Annotated in this window: 11 protein-coding genes; 8 read left to right on the top strand and 3 right to left on the bottom strand. The window is 41.3% G+C overall.

The window, feature by feature from the left end:
• Nucleotides 1–11: 11 nt before the first annotated feature.
• The 3 genes from IRJ18_RS12420 to IRJ18_RS12410 all read right to left on the bottom strand — a co-directional run bounded on the left by IRJ18_RS12420 (nt 12) and on the right by IRJ18_RS12410 (nt 6304).
• Entirely contained in the window at nt 12–575 is a 564-nt protein-coding gene (locus tag IRJ18_RS12420; protein WP_194106517.1) for a hypothetical protein, read from the bottom strand.
• Nucleotides 576–916: 341 nt separating this feature from the next.
• Nucleotides 917–2983: a RagB/SusD family nutrient uptake outer membrane protein gene (locus IRJ18_RS12415; protein ID WP_194106516.1), complete on the bottom strand. Its 2067-nt coding sequence runs from the start codon at nt 2981–2983 to the stop codon at nt 917–919.
• Between the two features lie 51 nt (nt 2984–3034).
• Nucleotides 3035–6304, bottom strand: coding sequence for a SusC/RagA family TonB-linked outer membrane protein (locus IRJ18_RS12410; protein ID WP_228072721.1), 3270 nt, complete (start codon nt 6302–6304; stop codon nt 3035–3037).
• Between the two features lie 643 nt (nt 6305–6947).
• Here IRJ18_RS12410 and IRJ18_RS12405 point away from each other — a divergent pair.
• The 8 genes from IRJ18_RS12405 to IRJ18_RS12370 all read left to right on the top strand — a co-directional run bounded on the left by IRJ18_RS12405 (nt 6948) and on the right by IRJ18_RS12370 (nt 25299).
• Nucleotides 6948–11279, top strand: coding sequence for a two-component regulator propeller domain-containing protein (locus tag IRJ18_RS12405; protein WP_194106515.1), 4332 nt, complete (start codon nt 6948–6950; stop codon nt 11277–11279).
• A gap of 312 nt (nt 11280–11591) precedes the next feature.
• On the top strand, nt 11592–13307 hold the full coding sequence (locus tag IRJ18_RS12400; protein ID WP_194106514.1) for a glycosyl hydrolase family 28-related protein: 1716 nt from the start codon (nt 11592–11594) through the stop codon (nt 13305–13307).
• Between the two features lie 51 nt (nt 13308–13358).
• Nucleotides 13359–16547, top strand: a complete 3189-nt coding sequence (locus IRJ18_RS12395; protein ID WP_194106513.1) for a SusC/RagA family TonB-linked outer membrane protein — start codon at nt 13359–13361, stop codon at nt 16545–16547.
• 17 nt (nt 16548–16564) lie between these two features.
• Nucleotides 16565–18034 (top strand): RagB/SusD family nutrient uptake outer membrane protein, encoded by a 1470-nt coding sequence (locus IRJ18_RS12390; protein ID WP_194106512.1) that lies wholly within the window; start codon nt 16565–16567, stop codon nt 18032–18034.
• Nucleotides 18035–18073: 39 nt separating this feature from the next.
• Complete coding sequence (locus IRJ18_RS12385; protein ID WP_194106511.1) at nt 18074–19717, top strand: alpha-L-fucosidase; 1644 nt, start codon at nt 18074–18076, stop codon at nt 19715–19717.
• Nucleotides 19718–19733: 16 nt separating this feature from the next.
• Nucleotides 19734–21566, top strand: a complete 1833-nt coding sequence (locus tag IRJ18_RS12380; RefSeq protein ID WP_194106510.1) for a beta-L-arabinofuranosidase domain-containing protein — start codon at nt 19734–19736, stop codon at nt 21564–21566.
• A gap of 4 nt (nt 21567–21570) precedes the next feature.
• Nucleotides 21571–22725 carry a sialidase family protein gene (locus IRJ18_RS12375; RefSeq protein WP_194106509.1) on the top strand — a complete coding sequence of 385 codons (1155 nt, stop codon included), beginning with the start codon at nt 21571–21573 and terminating at the stop codon, nt 22723–22725.
• Nucleotides 22726–22755: 30 nt separating this feature from the next.
• Nucleotides 22756–25299, top strand: coding sequence for a sodium:solute symporter family transporter (locus IRJ18_RS12370; protein WP_194106508.1), 2544 nt, complete (start codon nt 22756–22758; stop codon nt 25297–25299).
• The last annotated feature ends 4 nt before the right edge of the window (nt 25300–25303 follow it).

Genomic DNA, 25303 nt, shown 5'->3' with positions numbered 1-25303 from the left:
AGGCAAAAAAATTAATTACCATCTGGAGCCGGAGTTTTTTTAATGGTAGTAGTTGTAGTGGTTTTTATGGTAGGTGCAGTAGCCGGTTTTTTGTAGACGGTTGTACGCCTAACTGGTGTGGTCCTATGCACTGTCCGGGCTGCTGTTGTCCTGTGAGTAGTTGTTGTACTCTTAGCAGCAACTACAGCTGGCTTTGATTCAGTTGTGGTAGTTACAGTGGTTGTAGTTTCAGCAGGTTTTTCCGGTTTTGGTGGGGTAACTACAATTACTTTAGGGTCAGCAGGCGGCGTGGCTACCGGTTCTGGTGCTGGTGTAGGTGCTGGTGGCGGCGGTGGTGTTACGGTTACATGCGTAACCGGTTTGCCCGATACTGCGCTTGAAGTCGCATCGCTTATGCTGCCTGGCGTGCCTTTGCCTTCCATTTTAATTTTAGTAACCTGGCGGCCATGAACCCCTGTTTTAATTTTCTTTTTAAGTTCGATTTTGTTTTTGGTTGTGTCGTTGCTTTGAGCACGAGCCGGCTGAACTATCCAAATAATTCCAGCCATGGCTAATATTAAACTGATCTTTTTCATAATAAAATTAACTTATAGTTTATTATGCAACATACTTATTACAATAATGTTCACTATAGTTATAAATATTACCCTCTTTAACCCTTTAAAAACAGTTTTACTGTTACTTAGCTTGATATATAAAGGTCAAGAATTTATCAACGTAGATCGGATCAATGAAGCTCATAAAACAATGTGTTTTATGAGAGTTGCTATATTGGAGTATATCATATTAAGATGTAACTATAAAGGGCCTGCAAAATTACAGGCCCTAACCAATATAAATATGAAACTAATACGGGCGATAAAGCCCTGTATTAGTCGCATCGTTTTAAAGGCTGATCACATCGATCTTATAATTCTTAATAACCATTAGTACCAAACTCAGACGCGTTGTTGATCTGATTAAGGAATGTGAATGGAATAGGGCGGTTGTAATGCCTTGACGGAACAAAGTTTACAAACGCTGTATTGTTATAAGCTGCCAAACGTGTTTCAAAGGCTTTTTCACGTTTTAACAAGGCCCAGCGGTTAAACTCGCCGCAAAGCTCACGCGCGTATTCATCAAAAACGTCGTTCAGGGTAGCTGTAGTTAACTGCATGCCTGTACCTGGGTTAAAATCGGCAGGGTTGCGGCAGGCACGTTGACGTAACACGTTTAAATCCTGTACTGCGGTTGATCCGCCAGTCGCACCATGGAATGTGGCTTCAGCGGCAATAAGATAAACCTCGGCCATACGCATCACCATGATATTACCTAATTTTTGCTGGAAGTTACCGCCCAGCCATCCACCGTCGAAGTTGTGATTAAACTTCATCATGGCAGGGAAAAGATTTGCGAGGGCCGAGTTTGGCAGGCCGTTAGTTGAAACTACCGCTTTATAAGTACTGCCGGTAGCGTCCGATGGGTCGAACAGGTCATCAATGTTAACAGTTACATACCGGCGGAGTTTCTTATCTGCGGCGGTAAGCGGGTCTTTACTTAAATAAGCGAAGAACCTGTCTTCAGTCGGGCTCAGTGGGTACGGGTGTACGTTCGCATTAGCAACGGTAACCAAAGATGATGTATTACCCAAATTACCACTCGGCCACACTGAAGGTATATACTGCCAGGTAGCATTTTGTGAAGCGTTACGGGCGTTTACATCAATATAAGGATATATTTTTTCCCCAACATGCGAGGCATCAATACCATATTTGGTACACATAGCCGCGGTAAGCGTAACTGTTGCAGCTGCGTAGGTAACGTTGGCCGGAGCAGGGGCGCCTGTACCAAGACTGTTGATGGCCTGTACGCCCGAATAATTTGTGAACGCTGTTACAAAAGTATTCTCCCAGCGTTTATCGTAGGTGGCGTTGAAGCAGTTGATAAGATATTTGGTAGGGGCTACGAATTGCTGGTTCAATCTGCCGTAATATCCGTTAGAAGTATTGGAGTTAACACCTCTTTTAAAAATATCAGCGGTCCCGAACGCATCGTCAAATTTTGGATAATAGTGCAGGTAGAGGTTTGGTTTAGTATTACCGGTGAACACATCGTACGATGGATCGTAAGGGTTAAGGCCGTAAGCTGTGAATAAAGCCTCGGCATTGTTCCTGTTGTTAGCTGAAGCAAACACTTTAGCAAAATCATCATACATAGCCGCCCCATAAGCGCCTTTGTTAGTGATCAGGTCATCTGCAACCTCTTTAGCACGTTGCCAGTATGATTTTCCGTTTTCGGTTAATCCCTCACCACCGCCTTGTGCATAAGCGCGGGCCAGCAAGCCAAGCGCGGCCTTTTTAGTAACGCGACCGGCGTTGTTTTGGTACGGTGTTACCGGCAAATCTTGAGCGGCCGTGGTTAAATCAGAGATGATCTGCGCATAAATTTCTGCAATAGTATTACGTTTAGGGCTTAACGTTTTTACCGGATCGTTTGTAGTGATCAACGGAACGGCACCAAACTGAGCCACAATTACCGAATAGTAGTAAGCTCTTAGGCATTTAGCCTCAGCTACTAATATCTTGATGTCGTTTGCATTGGCAGCACCATCTTTTAATTGGGTTGACAGGCCAATAGTTTTATTGCAGTCCTCAATTGATCCCCATGCAAAATCCCACACATTCTTGATAATGCCCGAACTGGTAGTGAAAGCTTCATAAGCCATTATATCCTTATATTGGTTGTGGTTGGCAAAAGGGAATGTCCATAAGTCGGTACCCAATTCTGATGTTAAACCGTATTGAAGGCCTATCAGTGAGCCCCAAAGGCCGGTGTAGCAATTAGATTGGTAGGCTTTCCAGCCTGCAAAATCTTTCAATACGTTATCTTCCGATAGGGAAGTAGGGTTAAACTCGTCCAACTTCTTGCACGAAGGTGTGAACAGTGTAATAAGTAAGCATAAACCGCAACTAAACAGTGTCCGCTTTATATTTTGATTTTTCATGCTAATTTTTTTATGATTTATCATTGGTCTTTCCGTTATCAAATCTTATACTTAAAGTGTCACGTTTAAGCCAAATACAACCTGTTTGGTTAATGGATACGCCAGCGAGCCGTTCATTTCCGGGTCGTATTGTTTTAGCAAATGGCTTTTCGCAATAATTAATGGGTTGGTAACAGTGCTATAAATACGTAACCGCTGTATGAAGATCTTTTTTGCCCAGTTTGTAGGCAGTGTATAACCAAGCGTGATGTTTTTGATCTTGAAGAATGAACCATCTACATAGTTCAAGCCTGAAAAACCTACCATTGTTGTACTGGTCGCCAGGTAATTCATTACCGGGAAATCGTTAGATGGATTAGTCGGTGTCCAATAGTTGAAATAAACCGGGAACGTACGCGAAGGACTGGCATTGGTTGCGAAGCTATTAGGTTGATACCAGCCCATCATGTTGTAACTGATGGTTTGTCCCCAGCGCATATAAGCGTATACAGTCAAGTCAAAGTTTTTATACTTAAACTGGTTTTGAAAACCAAGCGACCAGTTAGGGCTGTTGTGACCCACCGTTTGGTAATCAACAGAACTGTAATTATAAACTGCTGATGCAGCCGTCAGAGCTGAATTAAATGGTTTAGCCAATGCAAGGTTAGCATAATAGTAAGTTGTTGTACCATCGGCGGCTTGTTTTGAATATACGCCTGGGGCGACGTGTGTCATACCGGGAACATTTACTTTCAAATCGCCGGGGCGTTTGCCAAATGCTGCAGCATCAACTTCTTCCCCTATTTGCCAAACCCCATCCAGTTTGTAGTTGAAGAAGGAATTTACCGGTTGGCCAATACTAAGCGTATAAGGCGTGTTGGTATTAGCAATGTTGTTAGATAACCCACCAACTATTTTAAGGATGCTCTCCCTGTTTATTGAATAAGTCAGGTTGGAACTCCATTCAAAATCTTTGGTGACGATGTTGCGGGTATTCAGGGCAACTTCAAAACCTTTATTATTGGTTTGCGCAATATTAAGGTAGGTTTGATATTGCACGCCGGGTTTATAAGTGCCATAAATGCTTGGTTCGGATACGCTGTAAATTACGCCATCGGTATTTGTGATGTAATAATCTACCGCCAGGTCAATACGGTTATTAAATAGGTTCGCATCTAAGCCTATATTGGTATTGTGCGATTTTTCCCAGTGCAGGTCGGGGTTGGTAAGGAATGGTGAACTGCGGTAAATAGGTACTGTAGTGCCACCTAATGATGCATTGTTGCTTTCCACATTTGAAACCGAACTATACGGATCAATTTTAGCTGTACCGGCAATGCCCCAGCTTGCGCGAAGCTTCAAGTTATCAAGCCAGGGCCTTGAGAACGCCATGAATTTTTCTTCCGAAATTCTCCAACCTGCAGAAAGGGCCGGGAAGTTATCCCAACGGTTGGTAGAATATAAAACAGAAGCCCCATCGCGGCGAATTGAAGCCTGGAAGAGATATTTCCCTAAATAGGAGTAGTTAACACGCCCTACCAAACCAAATGTTTTAGACATAGTATAAGAGGAAATGGCTGTACTGTTTTGGTCACCCGTAAACTTGTACCATTCAAAATTATTTGAGGTGATATTACTTTGGTTCATTTGGGTGTTGGTATTTTGATTATAATAATATGAAGTAACACCTGTGAACGTCAGTTCATGCTTTTGCGCCAGCTTTAAATTGTAAGTTAAAACGTTTTCCCATTGCAGGCCTATGTAACGGTTTTGATCGATACTGGCTTTAGCAATGTTGGCATTATTGTATACATAAGCAACAGAGCCTATACCATTAAACTGGTATGTGTTCGAATAATCCATATGTACACCTGCACGCGAAAGGACTGTTAAACCTTTTACCGGGCGCAGTTCCACGTAAGGATTAAAGAATACCTTAGTATTGTTATCAAGATTAGCATATACACCCGGTTGGTAGTTAAGCAGCAGGTTATAAACGTTGTTACCCAAATCGGTATTGAGTGTTCCATCCACATTGTATGGCCTTACCAGCGGGTCGGTAACCAGCGCGTTTTCCAGTTTATCCTGGGCTTTATTCCTGATCACATAGGAAGCCTGTAGGTTCGTACCGATAGATATCCAGTCTTTTGCCCTGTGGTCTATGCGGATACTCGTTGAATAGTTTTTGTAATCATCTCCTTTATACTGACCTTTTTCATCCTGTAAGTTGAAAGATACATAGGCTTTTGTGTTCTTATTACCACCGGAGACTGCCAGGCTATAATCTTGTGTGGCGGCATCTTTCTGTAAAAATTCTTTTGCCCAGTCAACAAACTGCCCTTGTTGATACAACGCATACCTTTGGGCACCAAAAATGGTCGCATCATCGGCCGGCGATTGCCAAAGCGCACCAGTGGTTGTCCATTTGCTATTAGCTGCATCGTACACATAAGAGTAGGCATCGCGCTTGGCTTGTAGATAATCTTCGCCGGTGCGTATTTTTGGTGTGATGGAAAAACCGTTGTAGCCGTAATAGCTGTTCAAGTCGATATTCATTTTGCCATCTTTCCCGCTTTTTGTGGTAATAATAACTACACCGTTTGCACCTGCCGAGCCATAAACCGCGGTAGATGAAGCATCTTTTAATACCTCTATTGATTCTATATCATTAGCGTTCAGGGTTGCATAATCGCCGGGTAAACCATTAATGATAAAAAGCGGGTTGCCGCTGGCGGTAAATGAACGTGTACCACGCAATTGCAGGTTAACGCCGGCACCAGCTTGTCCCGAACTGCGCGTGATATCTAAACCCGCAACCCTGCCTTGTAACGACTCGATAGGGTTCGGACCCGGACGGGCAGTAATGTCAGCAGCTTTAACCGAAACCACCGAACCCGTAAGGTCACGTTTTCTTTGAGCACCGAAACCAACGGCCACCACCTCGTTAAGTAAAGTGCTTTCCTCTGCTAACGTAATTTTAATGCTGCTACGGTTGCCGATAGTTATCTCCTGCGTTTTGTAACCGACAAAGCTGATTACCAGCACATCGTTACCCGATGTGGCCGCAATAGAGAAATCGCCATTAGCATCCGTCGCCACAGATTTGCCGGTAGCTTTATTCTTAACCGTGGCCCCGGGAATCCCCAGGCCTTTACTGTCAGCAACCGTACCTTTAACAATGATGTCAGCAAGATTGCGGGGGATGAGCCAGGCTTTTTGAGGATTAGCCGTTGGTGTAGCTGCATGGCTTTCCGCCATAAACACCAACAAAAAAATTAGTAAAACCAGCCCTGGCCTGTAAGATGATTTTAGGGCATCCTTGTTTTGTAAATTTACCTTCATAGATTAAAATTTAATAATTGGTTATGAATTAAAATCCAAGCTTTATTGCGCTGCTGCCAGGTAGCGGGCATCATTAAGGGTTATTAAATTTGTACAGGTACACAGTATAAATGATCTTAATAAAAAATCATTTATCAGGTGTGTACCTGACCTGAAATTTTAAACCGGTTGAATGATCGGTTGATTAGTAATTGGCAGCAGTTAGATAACCGCTTATTGAAACAAATATCGACGGGCTGCTACACGACAGTATGTCTTGATTTATCTTCTTATTGTACGATTTTATCACAATAATTATAAATAGTTGATTTTCAATTGTTTGCTGACATTTAAACTATTATTCGATTTTTTAAGAAAAATCCAAATAATAGAAAATTGATTCAGAAAAGATGACGGTTTGGATGAATAGAACGAGGCGATAAATGTATTTTGTATTTTATAATTATTTGATTATTAACTAATTGTAGTCTTGTCGCAAATCTTTATCATCATAAACTAATCATTCGGTCTATGAGCGCTAAACAACCCATACCGCGCTATTTTGACCTACCAAATCGGTCAAAATAACCCCTTTTATTGGTAACCGTCACAGTCCGTGAAAGTGCCGGTAAGTGAAAATGTTACATTTGAGTAATAGTTAACAATGAGAATAATCCTGGTACTTAGCGCCCTGTTGATTCTACAGAATGTCCAAAACATTGCCGCTCAGCCTAAATTGAGCGTACAGCATTATGGTATTGAAGATGGCCTGCCGCAAAAAACGGTAATGGACATATTGCAGGACCAAAAGGGTTTTATGTGGTTCTCAACATGGGATGGTATCAGTAAGTTTGACGGGGCGACGTTTCGTTCCTATATCCTTAACAAAGAAGACACCCGCTTAATGCGAGGCAATAGGTTTGATAAATTATACCTTGATAAACACGGTTATATATGGACACAAACACATGATAATGATATATATCGTTTTGACCCACGGCTTGAAACTTTTTCAAATATCCGTTGGTTTCCGCAATTTAAAAACAATCCCTTTCACGTATCCAAGGTTATCCCCACTGCATCTGGTAAGGTATGGCTGGTAAGCAATAACGAGGGGTGCATTTGTTTTAAAGATACCGTCTTTAAACCCATGCTGTTCAACATCGGTAACGATAAGCACATAGATGACCAGGTACGTGAAGTATTCGAAGATAAGGAAAAACGATCATGGATACTGACCGATAATGGCCTCTTCCAGTTTTCGCCCGACCTGAAGTCGCAACGTTCCTATTTTACCAACGGGGTTAACTTTTTTAGCGCAGTAGAATTAGGTAATGAAATATGGTTTGGATCTCGTGACGGCAATATCTATATCTTTAATAAAGGGAATAATGAATTTCGCTTGCTTACCACTGGGTCACATTCTATTATCGGCTCCCTGAAAAAAATTGATGAGCAGCATTTACTCATTTGTTCTGCTAAAAGCGATTTTTTTAGCTATGATGCCACCACGGGAAATTTGAAAAGATATGCTATATCCCCCTCGGCTGATAATGTTAACACCGTTATCAAGTCCTGCTACATCGATACACGTAAAAATGCCTGGATTGAAACAGGCACAGGTGGCGTTACTTGTTTCAATACAAAAACCGGAACCGTTAAATACTACCCCATAAAAACAGCAGCCAGAAATGATAACCTGGTTACGCTTAAATTTTTAATATGGGAAGATATTAACCATCATCTTTGGATACACTCATCGGGCGGGGGATTTGTTTTATATGATCCGTTGACGGACAAACTTATCCCGGTAGCTGATATGCGCCCTGCCGATGCCAATTTGTTTTCATCGATGCTATACGCCGGCTTTTCTGACAAGCAGGGAAACCTGTGGCTCAGTACCCGGTCGCAGGGTATTGAAAAACTAATTTTGAATGACCCTGCGTTTACATTGTCGGTTGTAAATCCAAAAGGCAACAATAATGTTCGAAGTATGCTGGAAGATAGTCATCACCGGGTGTGGATAGCTACTAAAGACGGCACTATCACCATTTATAATTCCGGTTGGCAAAAGCTGGGCATAATTACCGGCGATGGTGTAATAGGCACAGGGAAACCACTGGGTGGAATGGCCTATTCTATGATAGAGGACGCCGAAAGCAATATATGGATAGGCACAAAAGGAGAAGGGGTTTATAAATTGGTGCCTGATGGTTGGGGGAAAAAATTTAAAGTATTGCACTATGTTACCAACAAAGCCGATCCATACAGCCTTACGGATAATCGGGTTTACCGTGTATTTGTGGATAGCCGGAACCGGGTATGGATAGGTACTTATGCAGGTGGGCTAAACCTGGCAGATAACCATGTTGATGGGCGTTTTTACAATTTTAAAAATCAGTTCAAAAACTACCCCATCAATGCAGCATATCATATCCGTAGCATTGCCGAAGACCGCGCGGGCAAATTGTATGTTGGGGCTACCCTGGGCTTGTTCGTGATTACACCCAATACTGCCCTGAACAAGTTGGATGAAATACGGCATTATAAACGAAGCCCCACAAACGCCGGGCTTGGCGCAAATGATATTTACGATATCTGCACAACAAGCAATGGCGATATCTATATTGCCACTTTTGGTGGTGGTTTTGATAAAGTGGTAAATAAAGACAAGAAAGGTTTCCCTACGCGTTTTTTTAATTACTCGACAAAAAATGGAGTAGTTTCTGACCTAATCCAGCAAATAAAGGAAGATGAGCAGCATAGGCTTTGGATAGTTTGTGAAGCTAACCTGATGCGCTTCGATCCGGTAAGAAATACATTCGAAAACCACTACGACATTGCCCGCTTGATAAAAGGCGATAACTTTTCAGAGGGTGGCAATATCAACACCAGCACGGGCAACCTTATACTGGGCACTACCGGCGGTTTTATTAGTATTAATACCGCAAAATTAAAAGCCGATGCTTTTAATCCTTATATGGCTATCACGGGCTTCCGTATCGCTAATCATGATGTGCCTATTGGCAATGCCTCGCCACTTGCAAGTCATATCGATGACATGAGGGCCTTGATACTGAATAGCAAACAAAATTTTATTACCCTATCTTTTGCCGCTTTGGACATGAGCTACACCCGGCAGATGAGATATCAATATAAGCTTGATGGTGTAGACAACGATTGGATAGACACCCGTGAACGGAGTGTTAATTATATTAATCTTTCGCCGGGCAATTATGTATTTCATGTCCGCTCAACCAACAGCAAAGGGCTTTGGATCAATAATGAACATCAGCTGCCTATAACCATTGTGCCGGCCATTTGGCAAACGTGGTGGGCCATTATTTTATACCTACTTGCGGGTTTATCCCTTGTGTTTTTCGTATCCAGATGGATCATTACTTTTTACAGGCTGAAAGACCGCTTGCTGCTTGAAAAGGAGCAAACCGAAATGAAGACCAATTTCTTTACCGATATTTCGCACGAGCTGCGTACCCCACTGACGATGATCGTTTCACCCGTTGAACAATTACTGGAAGAAGAAGGGGTAAACCGGTCGGTAAAAGACCGCTTGCAGTTGGTATTAAAGAACTCGCAACGGATGCTGCGGCTTGTTAACCAGATACTGGACTTCAGGAAAATACAAAATCAGCTTTTGTTAGTGCGTGAAATAGCCATTGGCGAACAGATTGCAGCAATAGCCGGAGATTTTACAAACACAGCGGGCCTGCACGGTATCACCCTAAAGGTTAATGATGAAAGTAGGGGGAAAAGTGTTTGGTTAGATCCTGATAGCCTGGAAAAAATGATGTTCAACCTGTTATCAAACGCAGTTAAGTACACGCCTAAAGGGGGAGTTATAGAGATAAATATATTCCAGGCGAATGATAAAGTTGCTGTACAGGTAAAAGATTATGGGACGGGGATGAACAATGAAATTATCAGGGAATTATTTAGCCGCTTTGTTTCGCATAACCCGGATAAAACAAAGCCAAGCACCGGCATAGGTTTATCAATTGTAAAAGAAATAGTAGACCGCCATGGGGCCGAGATAAAAGTGGAAAGCCAGCAAAATATAGGCAGTACCTTTACTATTTTGTTTTTGACCGGCGCAGCCCACTTTGCCCGGCTTGAAAATATTGTAATTACAGACGCAGTCATCAAACCGGATATTATTGTTAAAGCTGATAAATCACCCGACCAAAAAACAAACCCACAAATTGATACACTTTTATTAATTGAAGATGATGATGATTTGCGGCAATATCTATCGGGTTTGTTGAGCGCAGATTATAAAGTATTACAAGCCAATAATGGCGAAGCTGCGCTGGCAATTGTCCTGAAGGAGGTGCCCGACTTTATTGTGAGCGATATTATGATGCCTAAAATGGATGGTTTTGCCTTTCTGAAAGCATTACGTGATCATCCATTAACCAGCCATATCCCGCTGATATTCTTAACAGCTAAAACCGACCCCGATACTGAAATAGCTGCCTACGAACGTGGGGCTGACGCGTTTATGACCAAACCTTTCACGGCTAAATTGCTCCGCTCGCGCATTAAGACGATGATGGAACAGCGTAAACGACTATATAGTACCCCTGATGAAAAAAATACAGCGACCGTACAAGCCAAAGTAGCCGGCAAATCGCAATTGCGGATCGTTGACCTTAACGAAAGCTTTCTTATAAAAATAAAGCAGGAAATAGAAAAGAACATCAGTAACCCCACCTTTTCAGTTGATGACCTGATATCGATAATGCCCATGAGCCGCACTGTGTTTGTGAAGAAGTTGAAAAGCCTCACCGGCCAAAGCCCCGTGGAATATATCCGCACCGTGAAAATAAACCACGCCGCCAGGCTGATTGAAACACGGCAATATTCCATAAAAGAAATATCGCATATGGTAGGCATAAGTGATACTAAATATTTTGCACACCGTTTTAAGGAAGTAATGGGTATGCTACCAAAAGAATATAAGAAGCAAAGTGAGTAGGCATGAAACTATAAAGGGGGTTAAACCCAGTCATTATAGGCAGTAGCTTAATTTGAGACGGTCTATCAATTCTTTCCACTTGGTGCGGAACGTTAGGCTATCAGGTAATCAATGTGAGCGGATTCTCCACACATTATACGTATTATAAAAATTATGAACAAAAATTTGCAAATCATAATTACATGTTACATATTTGTATATATGTATAACATATTTACATACTACCAATTATAAATATATATCATAACCCCTATTAAGGGGTATGATATAATAAAGTCGTTAACCATTTTGCTAACCATATAACCACTGTTTATGAAAAACCTATTCATTCTATTTACTTTGGCACTTCTGTACAATTCAGCATTTGCCAAAATTGATACCTGCAAAGTATTCACTGGGACAATTAGTCAAATCAGAGCTTTAACGAGCTCAAATTATACTCAGGCAGCCTCTACCGATTACGGAACCGGAAATTGGTACCGAGATACTATTGACGTTGTTAGTGCCGATAATACCGCGACAGTTTTAGTAGACGCATCGGGAAAGAGGTGGAAACGGATCTATTCAGGGCCTATTTATGTGAACTGGTATGGTGCAAAAGGGGATGGCGTTACTAACGATAGTTTAGCTATCCAATCATGCTTTAATGATGCGAAACCGTTTCAAACGATAAGTTTTAATAGTGGGACTTATAATTTTACATCGGTAACTATTAGTACAACAGATTTTATTATCACTGGGAATAAAGCCAAATTGTTGGGCACAATAAACGTAGGCGATAACACGGCACGCGATTATAATTCGGTTATCACGGGTCTCACATTTTCTACAACAGGTAATGCAATTCAGATAAAGAACTGCCGTAAGTTAGAAATTAGCGGCAATGTTTTTAATGGCTGCGATAAAGCTATTTATGTAAAACCAGAAGGTACCGCAGTTCATCACAATGGCCTTATAGAAATTACTAAGGCAAATTTCTTTAATGGTGTTAATTATTGTTTTTACGTAGACAGGGATCCATCTGCAACCTGGCAGGCAACCAATGATTGCACTTTTTCGGGCAACGTCGCTAATGATGCTTTGATCACTGCCGTGTATTGTAACGGAATAGACGGATTAAAATATGAGAATAATGTAATTTTCTTTCCTTCAGATGCTGTTAGAAGAGTAAATAAAAAGCATCATTTACAAATTGATAACCAATCCGACTGGGTAATTGTCAACAATAACAATTTCTTTGAATCTGGGGAGGAACCTATCCTGGTTCAAAATTGTAAAGCTTTGAATGTTACCGGAAATAATTTTGCATGGTCTGGGCAAAAGGGGGTTTACAGCGTTGTTAAAGCTACCGGCACAATAACCGACTTTATCATTAATGTAAACGGCAATGCTATCGATAGCTTTTCGGGAAACGTAGTAGAGATAGATAGTACAACCTATGGCGCGGTAAACGTAGCCGGAAACAACATTAATTATGCAAATACATTCGCCAATTATTTTGGAACGCAAGACCTATCATTAATAAATCACTACATCATTAAAGCTGGCAATTCGTTAACCCGGCTTGCTGAAAAAAACCTTTTTAACAATATTATTAATTTGAAAAGTACCAACAAGGCAGCCATTGTAACAAAATATGATGTAATGGGGTCTTTTGGTGCTGAAAGTTATGTTACAAGATCGGTAGCATTTCCGGACACGAACAAAGTAAATGTAATAGGGCTTTACGATGCCGGATTAAGTTCCATTACCTATGGGGGTACTATAAATATTACAGTAAAAAATTCCAGTAGTTCCAACGCTAATACATCCAACTATTTCTTATTAGTAAATAAGGCCACATCAGGCTCGGCACAAGTGGCTGTTGTAATTTCAAGCCTTGGTCTTTTGAACGGGGCAAGCGCTAATCATCCATCATTTAAATTCACTATTGCGGGCAATAGACTATATGCTCAGCCTATAAATGCTACGCGTGGGACCTTTTACTTTTTTGCCAAGTCGGATGGAAACGTAATAGTCACTGAGTGACGGAGAGCTGAGAGTTAATAGTGATTACCAAACCAATAACCATATAATTAAATGAGAAATCTTTACATTTTATTACTGCTATGTGCTTTTAGTATAAATGCACATGGGGCCTTGTTTGAAAATAAACCGCAGGCCAGTTTTTATCACCTGGATATTTCCATTAGCGGAATAGTTACCGGCGAAGACGGCCTGCCGCTACCTGGTGTTAGCGTTAAGGTAAAAGGCACAAACATGGTAACCGTCACCAATGAAAACGGCTTGTTTAAGTTAAATCTAAAGACATTGAATGGCACGTTAGTATTTTCATCTATTGGATATATCAGTAAAGAAGTAATTATTAAAAATGCGCTAACCTATAATGTAACCTTAGTTGCTGATAATAAATCGTTAAACGAGGTTGTGGTAGTGGGGTATGGAACGCAACAAAAACTGACTGTTAGCAATTCCATATCCTCGGTAACTGCCGCGCAAATTGAGAAACAGGTAACGGGGAATGTTTTAAATGCGCTGGAAGGCCAGATGCCTGGCGTCGAAGTAAGGCAGGGATCCGGCCGGCCCGGAGATAATCCCACAGTCAGGATCCGTGGAACCGGTTCAGTAAATGCAAGTAACGCGCCATTGTATGTTGTAGACGGTTTACCTCTTGAAGACGCAAGTGATATTAACTCCATAAACCCAAATGATATAGCCAAAATTGATGTGCTTAAAGATGCCGCATCGGCAGCTATTTATGGCTCGCGCGGGGGGAACGGGGTGATTATTATTACCACCAAAAAAGGATCGGCTAAAAAAACTAAATTCGATTTCTCTTTTTATACCAGCGCAAGCGAGGCCACCAAGAAAATGCAGGTATTAAACAAAGATCAATATATCCAATTTGAAAAAGAAGGCTTTCAATACACCTGGCTGGCGAGTGGCGGAAATCCGGCTACACCCAATGCAAGCAGGCCGACAGCTTACAGGTATTTACCTATATACGATAACCCGGATGCGATAGCCAATACAGATTGGCAGGGCGAAATCTTCAGAACCGCCGTGACATCCAATTATCAGGTAGGTGCACAAGGTGGCAGTGATAAAATGAATTACTACATCTCAGGGAATTATTACGCTAACCAGGGAATATTAAAAGCAACCGATCTAAAACGCTATGCTTTCAGGGCAAATGTTAACATGACTTTGAATAAATATTTGAAGGCTGGCTTTAATATTGCCCCTACCTACGGGATAGAGAACCTAAGGGCTACCGATGGTCATTTTAATGGTTCAATGGGTGATGGCGCCACCTTACTGTCTGCCTTGATGATGCCGCCAACTATTCCGGCCAAATTTGAGGATGGCACCTACGGGCAAACATTAGGTTCCAAAACGTTTACCGGCAGCGTAGCAATTACATCTCCGCTGCAAAAGTTAGAAGACCCTAATTACTTAAACTACAGTAATACATACCGGGTGCAAGGTATCGCCTATCTTGAATTTACCCCAATTAAGAACCTGGTGTATAGAATGAGTTTTGGCGGCGACTATAAAAATGCTGCAACGCTTTTTTACAGACCATCAACCGTGAGTACCGCTACCGTAGGGGTAAATATCCCTGAGATGAAAAGTGGTAATATCGCCAATATTGCCAGCACCGATAACAGGCTGACAGCCAGTAATTATACCTGGGATAACCAAATTAGTTATAATAAAACCTTTTACGATAACCATCATTTAAATGCTACCGCTGTTTATTCCATACAAGCAAGTAATTCCGACGCCACAGTGCTTACAGGGCAAAGCGGTACTTTTGCTAATGATCTTGTAAAAAATGTTAAAGGGGCTTCTATTATTAGCGGTTCACTGAGCAGCCAGGCCTGGAGTTTAATTAGTTATTTAGCCAGGTTAAATTATGATTATAAATACAAATATATTTTAACCGCTTCTTTTAGGCGCGATGGTACCAGCCGTTTCGCGCCTCAACATCAATGGGGTACATTCCCTTCTGTTTCAGCAGCATGGCGAATTTCTGAAGAAGACTTTTTTAAAAATGTAAGTACCATAAGTGAATTAAAATTAAGAGGATCATACGGTGTAACCGGTAATTTTTCAATCGGTAATTATGCATGGCAAAGTGTGTTGGCTGCCTCAAATTATAATTTTGGCGCAGGCGATGGGGCGATAGCTACGGGCTATGCACCCAATAATTTTTCGAACCCCAATTTAACGTGGGAAACCAACAAACAATTAGGGGGTGGGGTTGATATAGGATTATTAAAGAACAGGATTTACTTAAGTGCCGATATCTATCGCAGGGTTACCTCAGATCTGTTATACAGCAGGCCAATCCCTGGTAATTCAGGATTTAATACCTATACCGGTAATATAGGTAACGTAGAAAACAAAGGGCTTGAACTTGATTTGAGAACCACCAATATTAACGGAAAGCAGTTTAGCTGGAGCACCAGCCTGAATTTCTCATTTAATAAAAACAAGGTCCTTAAGTTAGGTGATGATGATGCATCTATTATCACCAACAGTGAAAACACAGTAACTCAACTTATCCAGGTTGGCCAGCCCTTCGCCGTATTTTATGGTTATCCTACAGCGGGCATATTTCAAAATCAGGCCGATGTAGATGCTAATCCTCAAATGAAATTTTCGGCCGCGGCAGGTCCCGGTGATACTAAGTTTGTGGACACTAATCACGATGGTGTGATCAGTCCGGCAGATCAGATTATTTTAGGTAATCCAACTCCGGATTTTTCTTATGGAATTACCAACACGTTTACTTATAAAAATTTCGACCTGAGTATCCAGTTGCAGGGTGTTCAGGGAGGAGATATTTACTATTTAGGGTCGAGGTTTGTAGGTACAAACCAGCTTATCTTTAATCAATTAGCAGTATCTGTACTTAACCGTTGGAAATCTGAAGCAGAACCTGGTGATGGTAACTACCCCAGAATTGGCTCGATCGGCCTTGCTCCATCAAATGTACAACGATATTTATTTGATGGTAGCTATTTAAGGATCCGTAATATATCGTTGGGGTATACCGTGAAACCCAGCGTTTTGAAAAAACTGGGCATAAGCGCATTGAAAATATATGCTACGGGGCAAAATCTATATACGTTTTCTAAATACATTGGCTATAACCCGGAAGTAAACCAATATGGCGAAGGCGTTAAGGGAATAGGGCTCGATTACGGTTCCTATCCACTTAGCCGCTCGGTTACATTTGGTATCAATCTTTCATTTTAATTTAAGTACACATTGTTATGAAAAAGAAACTTACAATATTGATATGCACCATGCTTTTTGTATGCTGCAAAAGAGATTTTCTTAATCTTCAGCCCACTACAAGTGGAACTACTGATGAGTTTTACAACACACAACAGGATATCATTAATGCGGATAATGCGATATATGCCGTATTACAATTGACAAATGCCTCAGATTATATGGTAGGTGATATTACTACAGATGATGCTGAACCAGGTGCTGGTACATGCCTATCGGGCGTTTGCGATTTTAACTTTTTTGATATAGAGCCATCCGTTACCGTATCATCAACCGTGTTGAATACGCGCTGGACATCATTGTACAAAGGCATTAGCCGGGCCAACATCCTTTTAAACAGAATAGATGGTGTTACATTTAACGACCCTATCTTAAAAACCAGGATAATAGGTGAAGCTAAGTTCCTGAGAGCTTACTTTTATTTTTCACTGGTTCAGACTTTCGGTGACGTACCATTGATCGTAAAAGAATTAAGTTCACCTGACGAAACGTATGCTTATCCAAGAACGGACGAAGCAAAGGTTTATGCGCAGATTCAGCAAGACTTAACAGATGCTTCAACGGCATTGCCATCAACCTACACAGGCGCCGATATAGGAAGGGCTACTAAATGGGCTGCATTGGGAATGCTTGGCCGGGTCTATCTCTTCCAGGGAAAATTCACAGATGCCGCGCCTGTTTTAAAAAATATTATTGATAATACCGCCAGCATTTATGGCTTTCTGAGCAATTATGCGGATGTTTTTAAATATAATAATGGCAATAACAAAGAGATAATTTTTTCTATCCAATATTCACGGGGCTTTACGCCAAGCCAGGGTAGGGCCGCGCACGTCAATTTTATTCCAATGGGTACGCAGCTACAGCCTATTGGCGGCCAGGGGTATAATCTGCCTACAACAGATCTTGATCAGGCATTTGAACCTAATGACGCCAGAAAGGCCGCAACCGAATCCATGACAATAACCGTAGGTACAGTAACCTCGGCGTTGCCGCATGTCAACAAATATCTTGATCCGGCTATCTTATTAGCCAACGACACCAGCGTCGATTTTCCGATCCTTCGCTATTCAGATGTGCTGTTAATGTATGCCGAGTGTTTAAACGAAGCAGGGAACCCGGGAGGTGGTGTAGTTTACCTGAATAAAGTTAGAACAACGCCGCGTACTAATCTGCCTGCTAAACCCTTAACAATTAGTCAGTCTGATTTAAGAACGGCTATTTTAAAAGAACGAAGGATAGAGTTTGCATTTGAAAGCTTACGCTTTTTTGATCTTGTCCGTACCAATACTTTGGAAACCGTAATGAATGCATATTTCACAAAATATAACATTACCAACAACGGTGTACTTGTACAGATAGATACGCATAACAGATTATTCCCCATTCCGCAACAGCAGATTGACACAAACCCGCAAAACATCAAACAGAACCCAGGATATAAATAGTCGCGATTTTTTATGGTTTTTAATATAACATCCCAATATATGCATCGGATTAAATTTTATATCAGTGTTCTGTTTATCGGCTGCTGTACATTAAAAGGGTTTGCGCAAAAGGAGACAGATGATAATAAATTTTCTGGCAACAGAAATAATCCGCAGCGACAGGAATGGTTACGCGATAAAGGTTTTGGGATGTTTATACATTTTAATGTCGATGCCCAGTTGGGTATAACCATCAGTCATTCATTGGTTGGCGCATCTGATGATTATTTACGTCGATATTATAATGAATTACCCAAAACTTTTGATCCATATAAATTTAATGCTTATGAGATAGCCAAACTGGCCAAATTAGCAGGCATGCGGTATATCGTTTTTACGGTAAAACACCATTCGGGCTTTTGTTTTTGGGATACAAAATCAACCGATTTTAATATCATGCATACACCCTATGGCAAAGATTTGCTAAAACAATATGTGGAAGGCGTGCGTAAGGCGGGTTTAGCCGTGGGAATTTATTATTCGCCGGAAGATTTTAAGTTTTTGTACGACCATAAAATATTAATTAAGCGTGGTGATATTAAGTTTAAAGAAAGCGAATTAAAGGCCTATAAAGCATTGGTGAAACAACAAACTACCGAACTTTTTACCAATTACGGCAAAATAGATGTTTTGTTTATTGATGGTGAACCTAAAGAACCCTGTAAAGAGGTTGCCTGGACGCTTCAGCCAAATGTGGTTATAACAAGAGGCGCGATTAACACGCCCGAACAAACATTGCCAGGTGTGGCCCTGGATCAATTTTGGGAATCATGTATTACGATGGGGACACAATGGAATTACAAGCCAACTAACGATAATATAAAAACAGGCGGAAAGCTAATTGAATTACTAATTGAAGCACGTGCAAAAGGAGGGAATTTTCTTTTAAACGTGGGGCCGCATCCCGACGGTTACATCCCATACGAAGAGGAGGTTAACTTGAGAGAAATGGCTGCCTGGAACTTTATAAATGCTGAAGCCATACAAAATGTGCGTCCATGGATAATTGTACGTGAAAATAACATTTGGTTTACGGCATCAAAAGATAAAAAGACGGTATATGCCATTGTAACCAAACAACCCAATTGGGCCCTGGGCGAGCGTAAGGAAATTATACTCAAATCTGTCAGATCAACCGCGTCAACTAAAATATCGGTACTTGGTCAAAATAGCCAGGTTATAGAATACCGGAATAAGGAAGACGCGTCGTGCCGTTTTGAGCAAAAAGCCGATGGCCTTCACTTGTCGGTAGTCAGGGCCCAGCGGATATATGATAACAATAAATGGCCTGATCCCATCACCATTAAGTTGGAAGGTATTGAACCGGCGCTTGATCCACCTATTATTGTAACCGGCGATGTTGTGATACAAAATGATGAGGTGATGTTAAAAGGCAGTCTGATTAAAAAAGGCAGGGTGCCTGAGGTAAGTGTTGGTTTCGAATACCGCTTGTATGGCGGCTTCGCGGAAAATTTGTATAGTACCGAATGGAACAGCACCGCGTATATTAAAAAAAATAATGAAGGCGATTATGTCATTCCGTTAAAAGGGTTGCAAAAAAACAAACAGTACGAGTTTAGGGCAGTTGTAATGCATCCGGATATCACTATACAGGGCGATGTAAAAACTTTTGTGATTAAATAAATTCATATCAATGAGCATGAAGCAAATAAAAAGAAGGGTTATTGGTATGGCATTATTGATGTTTATACATGCCACCTATGGGATAGCGCAGGTTAACGGCCGCGCAGCCGGCGAATTAGCCTACCGCATAAATATGGCTTATAGACGGTTAACGGAAAATGTATATAAGCCTGTATTTACTGAAAAATTCATTTTGGCCGATGTAAACATCGAACACGATAATGCAAGAAGGTTTTATAATTTCAGTGGGGATCTTTCCGGGAGATATATTGAAGTAATGTCTTTAATGGGCGAAAATAGGACGAAAGTAAACCTTCATCAATTAGTAAAAGATGCCATTAAATACCAAGGGCCAGATGGCAGATTTGGCGACCAGCGACTTATATTTTCAGAAGATCAGATCGGAAAACAGCACATGGCCTTGTTATGGGGTAACGGACGTATGTTAGTAGGGTTATTGGCCTATTATAACCGTTATCATGATAAAGAAGTTTTAGCAGCAGCAGTGAAGTTAGGCGATTTTTTCATAAAAGCTTATGGCGTTTGTGCTGCTCCCGAAATTGTTAAAAGGCTGGATGGCTTCGGCGCCACAGGAATTATATGTGTAACTCAATTTATTGAAGGTTTAGTAACACTATCTCAATTAACAGGAGATCATAAATATTCTGAACAAGCATCAAAAGCATACAAATTGCTTCCAGATCGTGGTAAACAACATAGCCATGGGTATTTGACCACTTTAAGGGGCGTATTGATGTTGTATGATTATGATAAAAATGCCGCTGATCTAACCTATGTAAAAAATGCTTATGATAACCTTATTGCATCAGGGGACTATACTATATTCGGTAGCGTAAGAGAATATTTTGGAAAAGACGCGATCGAGCGTGATGAAGGTTGTTCAACCGCTGATTTTGTGCGTTTGTCATTAGGGCTTTATAAAGTCACAGGCGAAGTAAAATATCTTGAAAAAGGTGAGTTAGCACTATTTAATGCGCTTTTTTTCAATCAGTATTATACAGGTGATTTTGGGCACCATATCATTACGGAAACCGGCTCCGAACCCCATTATTTACATGCAGCCTGGTGGTGTTGTACAATGCATGGTTTAAGGGCGTTGTATGATGTACAGCAAAACTATATCATTAACAACGCTTCTTCAAAAATCAAAGTCGACCTGTACCTGGATGTTAATTATAAAAGTAAGGACGCGGATATCGCTATACAAAGATTTAAAAAAGCAGGCGATACCTTGTTTTATCAATTTCAAATACGTCAAATCAATAAACAAATACTATTCAGAATGCCGGGCTGGGCATCAAATGCCGTTTGCTACATTAACGGCAAAAAGGAGGTCCCCAATATTGCAAACGGATATATTTCCTTTAATAGAGCGATCAAAGCAGATGATCGGATCAGCATTGGTTTTTTACTGAAAAAAGCGATTATAACTGCTTCTGGAGAAAATATCCCGATTTCGGAAATCAAGGGTACTATCAAAGGCGTTTTGCACTATGGCCCTTATATTTTGGGTGTCGATGATAAAGCCGACCCTGATTTTACTGCGGAACCAAACAATAATATTTTGTATAGTAAGTCAGTAACGTTAATCAAAAACAATATACATCATAATTTAGAAAAGGTATCATTCCTTTCCGATACCTATCTGAGTATTAATTATCAACACGGTGGGTATCCGTCATCATATCAAACTGTTTTGCGCCCGATCTCCGAATTGACGTTTGACCGTCATGGATATTTACTTTTAAGCATAACATATGCCACAGATAAAAATGCCACAGACCTTCAACGCAAGGATTCGATGCAAAACCCCTGGAGAAAAAAGTAAACCTATGAAAACTATATTTATTTATTTACTACTACCTTTACTATATATAGCTAACAGTTGTGTAGCCCAGGTAGATACGGTTAAAGATAGACATGTAACTATCCCGACCATAGATCTCTCCGCTGATACTTCGAGACAGGTTATTGTTGAGAGCGGAACGCCGGACGTTTATCAGGGTCATCCTTCAACTGTACTGATGCCTGATGGAAAAACCATATTTTGTGTATGGACACATGGGCATGCAGGCCCTTGCGGACCGATGAAAAGGAGCGATGATGGCGGAAAAACCTGGAGTCCGTTATTAAATACACCGGATAATTGGACAAAGGTATATAACGCCCCGACAATTTATCGTTTGCCTGGCCCCGATGGACATTATCGCTTATTTGTATTTGCTGTACGGGGGCCTGAACGAACAATTAACGAATCATATTCTGAAGATGACGGCAAAACATGGACGCCAATGAAAGGTATCGGGTTAACTACCATTGTACCGTTTTCCAGCGTTATACCGATTGAAGGTGGCAAAAAATTGCTGGCCCAGGCTAACATAAAACCTCCTGGCGCTACCGATGAAAAAGGGAATTTAATTGGCCAAAGCATCTCCGCAGATGGTGGTTTTACCTGGTCGCCATGGGAGATCGTACTCAAGATACCCGGACTAAGCCCAAGCGAACCAGGCATTATCAGATCGCCTGATGGTAAACAACTGCTGTGTTTGCTTAGGGAAAACGCGCGTAAACTGGGCGCGCTATATATGGTTAGCAATGATGAGGGCAAGCATTGGTCTGAAGCAAAGGAAACAACCCCCGGGTTATTTGGCGACAGGCATAATCCGCATTATGCCAAAGACGGAAGATTAGTGGTTACGTTTAGGGATGTTGGTCCGCTAAGCCCAACGAAAGACCATTTTGTAGCCTGGGTAGGTACCTATGATGATATTATTAAAGGCCGCGCAGGCCAGTATCGTATTAAACTATTACACAGCTACAATAGTTACGATTGCGGATATGCTGGCCTGGAGCAACTGCCCGACAATACATTTGTAACTACTACCTATATCAAGTACAGGCCCGGCCCCAATAAAAATTCAATTATCAGTGTAAGGTTCAAATTGTCTGAAACAGATAAAATGGCTAAAAAGATAGCTCGTAGATAATACTGATTGGCCGTAATCGGATAAACAGACATGAAAAGATATTTCTTGAAATTATTAATAGGTTTAATAGCTGTCATTTTTAATACAAATGTGCTGGGGCAATCTTTTTTGAAATGGGATAAATTACCACCTATACCAGACCCAGTTGGCTTTGCAGGGTCTTTTGCCGGCGTATCTAATGGCGTATTGGTAGTAGCGGGAGGATCAAATTTTCCCAACGGGGGTAAGCCATGGACGGGCGCGTCTAAAGTTTATACCGATAAAGTTTTCGTGTTGGATAAACCCAACGGTAAATGGAAAGAAGCAGGCAAATTACCAAGACCGCTGGGATATGGTGTATCTATTACATGGAATGGCAATTTAATTTGTTTAGGAGGAAGCAATAGCAAAGACAATTATGCCGATGCCTTTATCCTAAAATACATCAACGGCCAAATTCAGTTAGATAAATTGCCGCCGTTGCCAGGCGCTATTGCCAATTCGGCGGGAGTGGTTATTGGGAATGTGGTATATATGGCGGGAGGGATTAAAGACCCGGGCTCAACTGCTACAGAGCGTATATTTTGGTCGCTTGATCTGTCGTCAAAAGCTAATACCTGGAAAGTACTCCCTTCCTGGTCCGGCCCATCGCGCATGTTAAGTGTGGCGGGCACACAGGAAGGAAACTTTTATCTTTTTAGCGGGGTTGAGTTAATTGATGGTAAAAGAAAATACCTTTCGGATGCGTATTGCTATTCAGCGATACATGGCTGGAAAAAAATCGCCTCCGTACCCGAATCTGTGGCTGCAGCGCCATCGCCGGCTAATTCATCCGGCCAAACGCACTTACTGATTTTTGGTGGTGATAATGGTCTCCTTGCTCCTAAAATGGGAGCGTTAAAAGATGCGCATCCGGGTTTTTCGACTAAAATATGGGATTATAATATCGTGACCGATACCTGGTCTGTACTCGGCAAAATACCATCTTTCCCTAAAGAAAATAATCATATTAATCTTTGGGCGCCGGTAACAACGGCCGCGGTTACCTGGAGTGGTAGCACGGTATTTCCGGGTGGCGAGGTTAGGCCGGCAACACGTACCCCAAATGTATTAATAGTTTCTCCTGTACAGCCTGCAGGTGCTTTCAAATTATTAGACTGGACTGTTGTTGGGATATACTTTTTATTGGTAATAGCAATAAGTGTTGTTGTATCCCGGAATATGAAGAATACCACGAGTGAATTTTTCCTTGGCGGTAATAAAATTCCCTGGTGGGCGGCAGGCTTAAGTATTTTCGGTTCAAAGCTAAGCGCTTTAACATTTATAGCCATACCCGCTAAGGCCTATGCTACCGATTGGATTTATCTGTTAAGCAACTTAATGATCGTAGCGGTTGCTCCGGTTATTATTTACTTTTATCTGCCTTACTTCAGAAAATTAAAAATAACCAGCGTATATGAATATCTTGGAATTAGATTTAATGCAAAGGTTAAATTTTTAGGAAGTTTAAATTTCGTCATCTTCCAGATCAGCCGCTTGGGCATCGTTATTTATTTACCCGCGTTAGTACTAAGTACCGTTACCGGTGTAGATATATGGTTATGCATCATTGGTACAAGCATAATTACCACAGCCTATAGTATATCGGGGGGCATAGAAGCAGTTATCTGGACGGAAGTAATGCAGGTGGGCGTACTACTTGGCGGGGCCTTATTAACCCTGGTTTTTATAGCACATTCCGTAGATGGCGGGATGACGCAAATTATAAAAGAAGCGGCAACCCATAACAAATTGAGAGTAGGAATACTAAGCTGGAACCATATGGAGCCGGTTTTATGGGTTGTTTTTATTGGCGGGTTTCTTACTCAGTTGGTTACTTATTCCTCCGATCAGGTTGTTGTCCAACGATATTTAACAACCGCTACCGAAAAGGAAGCCAGGCGATCAATTTATACCAATGCTATATTAGTTATTCCGGCATCATTGATCTTTTTTAGCGTGGGTACAGCGCTTTGGGTTTATTATCGTCACAATCCAACTATGCTAAACCCTCACGGGCGAACCGATGATGTATTCCCATGGTTTATTTCTCATCAACTTCCTGCGGGTTTATCCGGGCTAGTAATCGCGGGATTGTTTGCAGCAACCATGTCAACCATCGGTTCGAGCATGAACTCTATCGCGACGGTGATCACTACAGATTTTTATAAACCATATAAATCAAACAGCACGGATAAGGAATGCTTTGCCTTTGCCAGAAAGGCTACTTTGGTATTAGGCGTATTAGGCTGTATGATCGCTATTTACCTGGTCACCCGTCAGGATGCCTCCATTTTCGACCAGTATTTAAAAATTATCGGTTTGTTTGGCGGTTGCCTGGCAGGGATGTTTGTAGCCGGTATATTTTTTCCCAAGATCAATGGTAACGGAATATTAATAGGTTTTATCGTTAGTTCTGCAGCACTCTATTTTATACAGGCAGCTAATGTTATGAACTTCTTCTTATATCCGGTTTTAGCAATATTATTATGCGTAGCCACAGGGTACTTATTCAGTGTTCTGCTGCCAGAGAAAAAATCAGACCAAAGCAATTGAATAA

Source organism: Mucilaginibacter boryungensis (assembly GCF_015221995.1).
GTDB classification, from domain to species: domain Bacteria; phylum Bacteroidota; class Bacteroidia; order Sphingobacteriales; family Sphingobacteriaceae; genus Mucilaginibacter; species Mucilaginibacter boryungensis.
Note: the sequence above shows the minus strand (reverse complement) of the source record. Positions and strands in the feature narration are given on the sequence as shown.

Bases quoted from the DNA above. Each gene is read 5' to 3' on its own strand.
- IRJ18_RS12420 (WP_194106517.1), bottom strand. From the start codon at position 575: ATGAAAAAGATCAGTTTAATATTAGCCATGGCTGGAATTATTTGGATA.
- IRJ18_RS12415 (WP_194106516.1), bottom strand. From the start codon at position 2,983: ATGAAAAATCAAAATATAAAGCGGACACTGTTTAGTTGCGGTTTATGC.
- IRJ18_RS12410 (WP_228072721.1), bottom strand. From the start codon at position 6,304: ATGAAGGTAAATTTACAAAACAAGGATGCCCTAAAATCATCTTACAGG.
- IRJ18_RS12405 (WP_194106515.1), top strand. From the start codon at position 6,948: ATGAGAATAATCCTGGTACTTAGCGCCCTGTTGATTCTACAGAATGTC.
- IRJ18_RS12400 (WP_194106514.1), top strand. From the start codon at position 11,592: ATGAAAAACCTATTCATTCTATTTACTTTGGCACTTCTGTACAATTCA.
- IRJ18_RS12395 (WP_194106513.1), top strand. From the start codon at position 13,359: ATGAGAAATCTTTACATTTTATTACTGCTATGTGCTTTTAGTATAAAT.
- IRJ18_RS12390 (WP_194106512.1), top strand. From the start codon at position 16,565: ATGAAAAAGAAACTTACAATATTGATATGCACCATGCTTTTTGTATGC.
- IRJ18_RS12385 (WP_194106511.1), top strand. From the start codon at position 18,074: ATGCATCGGATTAAATTTTATATCAGTGTTCTGTTTATCGGCTGCTGT.
- IRJ18_RS12380 (WP_194106510.1), top strand. From the start codon at position 19,734: ATGAAGCAAATAAAAAGAAGGGTTATTGGTATGGCATTATTGATGTTT.
- IRJ18_RS12375 (WP_194106509.1), top strand. From the start codon at position 21,571: ATGAAAACTATATTTATTTATTTACTACTACCTTTACTATATATAGCT.
- IRJ18_RS12370 (WP_194106508.1), top strand. From the start codon at position 22,756: ATGAAAAGATATTTCTTGAAATTATTAATAGGTTTAATAGCTGTCATT.